Origin of the sequence: Frankia tisae, from assembly GCF_025403405.1 — a bacterium.
Classification (GTDB): domain Bacteria; phylum Actinomycetota; class Actinomycetes; order Frankiales; family Frankiaceae; genus Frankia; species Frankia tisai.
Window position 1 is genome coordinate 1 of sequence record NZ_JANEZT010000468.1, and the last position, 4,349, is coordinate 4,349.

The 4,349-nt window shown below is 73.9% G+C and carries 5 protein-coding genes; 4 read left to right on the forward strand and 1 reads right to left on the reverse strand.

The genetic code is table 11. The features are described from left to right. The first annotated feature begins 16 nt into the window (after nucleotides 1-16). The 4 genes from miaA (at nucleotide 17) to NBZ85_RS28215 (ending at nucleotide 3,474) form a co-directional block, all read left to right on the forward strand. Nucleotides 17-928: a tRNA (adenosine(37)-N6)-dimethylallyltransferase MiaA gene (gene miaA / locus NBZ85_RS28200; protein ID WP_261553839.1), complete on the forward strand. Its 912-nt coding sequence runs from the start codon at nucleotides 17-19 to the stop codon at nucleotides 926-928. 108 nt (nucleotides 929-1,036) lie between these two features. Further along, nucleotides 1,037-1,927, forward strand: coding sequence for an EAL domain-containing protein (locus tag NBZ85_RS28205; protein WP_261553840.1), 891 nt, complete (start codon nucleotides 1,037-1,039; stop codon nucleotides 1,925-1,927). 42 nt (nucleotides 1,928-1,969) lie between these two features. Further along, nucleotides 1,970-2,953 (forward strand): diaminopimelate epimerase, encoded by a 984-nt coding sequence (gene dapF, locus NBZ85_RS28210; protein ID WP_261553841.1) that lies wholly within the window; start codon nucleotides 1,970-1,972, stop codon nucleotides 2,951-2,953. Between the two features lie 110 nt (nucleotides 2,954-3,063). Continuing rightward, nucleotides 3,064-3,474: a VOC family protein gene (locus NBZ85_RS28215; protein ID WP_261553842.1), complete on the forward strand. Its 411-nt coding sequence runs from the start codon at nucleotides 3,064-3,066 to the stop codon at nucleotides 3,472-3,474. 39 nt (nucleotides 3,475-3,513) lie between these two features. On the opposite strand, the gene NBZ85_RS28220 is transcribed toward NBZ85_RS28215, so the two are convergent. Next, nucleotides 3,514-4,349, reverse strand: an 836-nt coding sequence (locus NBZ85_RS28220; RefSeq protein ID WP_261563010.1) for a helix-turn-helix domain-containing protein, incomplete at its 5' end; no start/stop codon positions are given.

A 4,349-nucleotide genomic window follows, 5' to 3' on the forward strand; every position in this document is an offset into this window, starting at 1 on the left:
TGGCACGATCGGGAAGATGAGCACGCGGCAGGGGTCCCGGCCGGGACCGGTGGTGGCGGTGGTGGGGCCGACGGCCGCGGGCAAGAGCGATCTCGGCATCGCGCTCGCGCTCGCGCTCGGCGGTGAGGTCGTCAACGCCGACTCGATGCAGCTGTACCGCGGGATGGACATCGGCACCGCCAAGGTCCCGCCGGCGCAGCGCCACGGCGTGCCCCACCACCTGCTCGACGTGTGGGACGTGACGCGCGCCGCCGACGTCGCCAGCTTCCAGGCCGACGCCAGGCGGGTGATCGACGACCTGCTCGGGGCCGGCCGGACTCCGGTGCTCGTCGGCGGCTCCGGGCTGTACCTGCGCGCCGCCCTCGACGATCTGACCTTCCCGGGCACCGATCCGGCCGTGCGGGCGCGCTGGGAGCGGGAGCTGGCCAGCCGTGGTGCGCCGGCGCTGCACGGCGAGCTGGCGCGGCGTGCGCCGCGGGCCGCGGAGGCGATTCTGCCCACCAACGGTCGCCGGATCGTGCGCGCACTGGAGGTCGTCGAGCTGACCGGAACCTTCGAAGCCACCCTGCCCGAGCACCGATCCGTCTACGACGTCGTCCAGATCGGGGTGGACCGGACCGACCTGGACGATCGCATCGCCGAACGGGTGGAGAAAATGTGGGGTGCGGGTTTTCCCGATGAAGTGCGGGGGTTGGTAGAAAAGGGCCTCAGGGAAGGTCGTACGGCGTCCCGTGCGCTGGGATACGCTCAACTGCTTGCCTGGTTCGACGGAGCAATGGACTCCGCCGAGGAGGCCAAGCTGGCCACAATTACCGCGACGCGGCGCTTTGCCCGACGGCAAAGGTCCTGGTTTCGCCGGGACGAGCGGATAGTCTGGCTGGACCAACCGGATGTCACCCAGGTGCTACGGCTGGTGGGTTCGCTCTGACGGGTGATCGGTCAGACTGCTCCAGGGGGACGGGTCGGCGCCGAACCGTGGCGCCGTCGGCGCCCGGCGCGCAGTGGCCGGTCCCGCTCGGCGTCTGGAGAGATCGATGTGACCGCGCCCTCCGCTGCTGCCGGTTCCCCACCCGACCTGACACTTGTTCCCGCCCTCTATGCCGCTTTCGACGATGGTTCGTTACGGCTGCATTTCCAACCCGAGGTGGACCTGCGTAACGGGTCCGTTCCGGGAATGGAAGCCCACCCGCGTTGGCAGCATCCCGAACGCGGCGTGCTCGGCCCGGCGGAGTTCATGCCGATCGCCGCCGCCGCCGGCCTCGTCCACCAGGTCGACCAGTGGGTCCTGCGGATGGCGGTGACCGAGGCGCGCACCTGGCATCGAATGGCCGCAGGCACGCCGATTCGCCCGCCCCGGCTATGGGTGAACATCGACGGACGCCAGCTCGCCAGCCCGGCCTTCGTCGCCGAGATCGACCGGCTGCTCTCGCGCCGGCTGCTGCCGGCGGGGGCGATCGGCCTGGAGCTCAGCGAGCGGGATCTCGGGCTCGCCGCGCCGGTGGTGCCCCCCCTGCTGGAGTGGCTGCGTACCCTCGGCGTCGCGATCGCCGTCGAGTCGTTCGGTACCTGGTTCGGGTCGCTGGCGATGTTCGACCTGCTGCCCCTGGACCTCGTCAAGCTCGACGGCGTCTTCCTGCGGGCGACGATGCGGGACCTGGAGGGGGAGGCGGTCGTCGCGGCGATCGCCCGGCTGGCCCACCAGCGGCGGCTCACCGTGGTCGCCGATGGCGTGGACACCGCCCGGCTGGCCGCCCGGGTGGTCGACCTCGGCTGCGACCGGGCGATCGGGCCGGTGTTCTGCCCGCCGGTCCCGGTGGAGGACGCCCGGCTGATCGCGCTGGGTCGGGGCCGCCCGGATCGCTGGTACAAGCCCCCGGCGCGTACCGACGAGCGGATGCGGGAATGGGTGCGCGCCGCCGGGGGATGAGGCGCGGCGGCGGCCCGGCCGGGTGAGCCGTACGATCGCCTCGTGCGGGACGACCGGCAGCTGCGCTTCGTCAAGGGCCACGGCACGGGCAACGACTTCGTCGTGCTTCCCGACCCGGATGGCGACCTCGAGCTCACCGTGGACCTGGTCCGTGCGGTGTGCGACCGGCGCAGGGGCGTCGGCGCGGACGGGGTTCTGCGGGTCGTGCTGTCCGCCGCGGTTCCCGAGGCCGCCTCGCTTGCCGGCACCGCCCGCTGGTTCATGGACTACCGCAACGCCGACGGGTCCATCGCTGAGATGTGCGGCAACGGTGCCCGGGTGTTCGCCCGCTACCTGGTGGCCGCGGGCTATGCCCAGCCCGGCCGGTTCACCATCGCGACCCGGGCCGGCCTGCGGCTTGTGGAGGTGCCGGCCGAAGGGGACGTCACGGTCGAGATGGGCCCACCGCGGCTGTCCGCCGGGCCCGGGTCCGCGGTGTCCGTTGCCGACCGCGACTTCACGGCGGTCGGGGTGTCGATGGGTAACCCGCACGCGGTCTGCTTCGCCGACGATCTTGACGTGCCCGCGTTGCGCGGCCTCGACCTGGCCCGTCCCCCCGTCTTCTCCCCGGTGGACTTCCCGAACGGGGTGAACGTCGAGATCGTCGTGGACCGGCCGGGCGGGGTCGCCATGCGGGTCTACGAACGCGGGGTCGGGGAGACGGCCTCCTGCGGCACCGGCGCGTGCGCCGTCGCGGTGGCCTGGGCCGCCCGCCGCGGCCTGCGCCCCGCAGCCCCTGCGGCCGGGGAGGGCGCGGTGTCGGCGGTCGAGGTCGAGGTCGACGTTCCCGGCGGCGGCCTGGTGGTCGTCTGGAGCCCCGACACCGTGCTGTTGCGGGGGCCGGCCGAGCTGGTCTTCGACGGGGTGCTGCGCCCGGCGGCCCTGGGTGCGCGCGGGGCCGCCGCAACCACCGACGCGGCCGGGGTCGCTGACGTCACCGAGATCCTGGCGGCCGCGGGGCTACCGGGCCCCGCCCACACGTCCTGACCCCGGTGCCGGGGCTGACCCCGGTGCCGGGGAGGGCCGGGGCGTGTCCGCGGACGACGACGTCCGATTCCGACAAGACCGCCCGGCCCGGACCGTCCTACGGTTCGTTCATGCCATCCACGTTCAACCTCACCGGTCTGATCGTCGCCGACATGGCGCGCAGCCTGGCCTTCTACCGCCTGCTCGGGCTCGACCTGCCGGCCGGCGCCGAGACCGAACCGCACGTCGAGGTGACCTTGTCCGGCGGCCTGCGCCTGGCCTTCGACACCGAGGAGACGATCCGTTCCTTCGACCCGGCCTGGACGCCGGCGCCCGGGGGTGCCGGGCGGGTGAGCCTGGCCTTCGCCTGCGACAGCCCCGCCGAGGTCGACGCGATCCACGCCGAGCTGCTCGCCGCCGGCCACACCGGCCACCTGCCGCCCTGGGATGCCTTCTGGGGTCAGCGTTACGCGACCGTCCTCGACCCCGACGGCAATCACGTCGACCTGTTCGCCCCGCTACCGGCCGCGCCGACGCCCTGACCGGGACGGCCACCAGCCTCAGCGGGACGGCCGCCGGCCTCAGTCTTGCCCGGCCGGGCCGGGACCGAGCAGGCTGGTCAGCGCGACCCCGGTGAGGGCGCGCACATCCCGGGCGAGATGGGCCTGATCGGCGTACCCGGCGTCGGCGGCCACCGCCGCCAGGCGCCGGCCGGTCCGTGCCGAACGCACCGCCTTCTGCAGCCGCAGGATGCGGGCGAGCGTCTTCGGGCCGTAGCCGAACATCTGCTGACAGCGGCGCAGCAGCTGGCGTTCGCTGAGCGCGGCAGCGCGCGCCATGTCCGCCACCGGGGATCCGTCCCGGATCCCGGCGACGATCGCCGGGACCAGCGGATCGCCCAGCCTCGGATGCCGGGGGCCGGTGGCGACGGACGACTCGAGTATCAGTGCCGGATCACCCGCGTCCGCGAGCCGTTCGGCGAGCCGGCGCGCCGGTGCCGCGCCCCACAGGTCGGCGAGCTCCGTTCGGCGGTCGCGCAGCTCGGCGGCGGGAACCCCGAGTCTGGCCGGCCCGCGGCCGGGGTCGAAGCGCAGGCCGATGTGGCGCACCCCCGGCGCCCACCGGGCGAGCTTGGCGACCGTGTCCGGGCCGGCGACGATCAGGCGGCCGTCGGAACTCCAGATGATGTCGATGCAGCCGTCCGGCAGGATGCGGTGGATCTGCGCGGTTCGCCCGAAAGGGGATTGCTCGCCCGTCGGCGGGTGTCGCTGCGGCGGTCCGGCGCCGGCCGGATCGAGGTCGGTGGCGGGCCCGGACGGGCCGGCGGCGGACCACAGCGTCGCTGGTAGCCGGCTCGCCGGCCGTTCCCAGTACACGGCGTCGACGGTACGCGGCCAGGTCGCGTCCGGTGCGAAGG

Excerpts from the sequence above, each read along its gene's own strand:
- miaA (WP_261553839.1), top strand. The coding sequence starts at position 17 with ATGAGCACGCGGCAGGGGTCCCGGCCGGGACCGGTGGTGGCGGTGGTG.
- NBZ85_RS28215 (WP_261553842.1), top strand. The coding sequence starts at position 3,064 with ATGCCATCCACGTTCAACCTCACCGGTCTGATCGTCGCCGACATGGCG.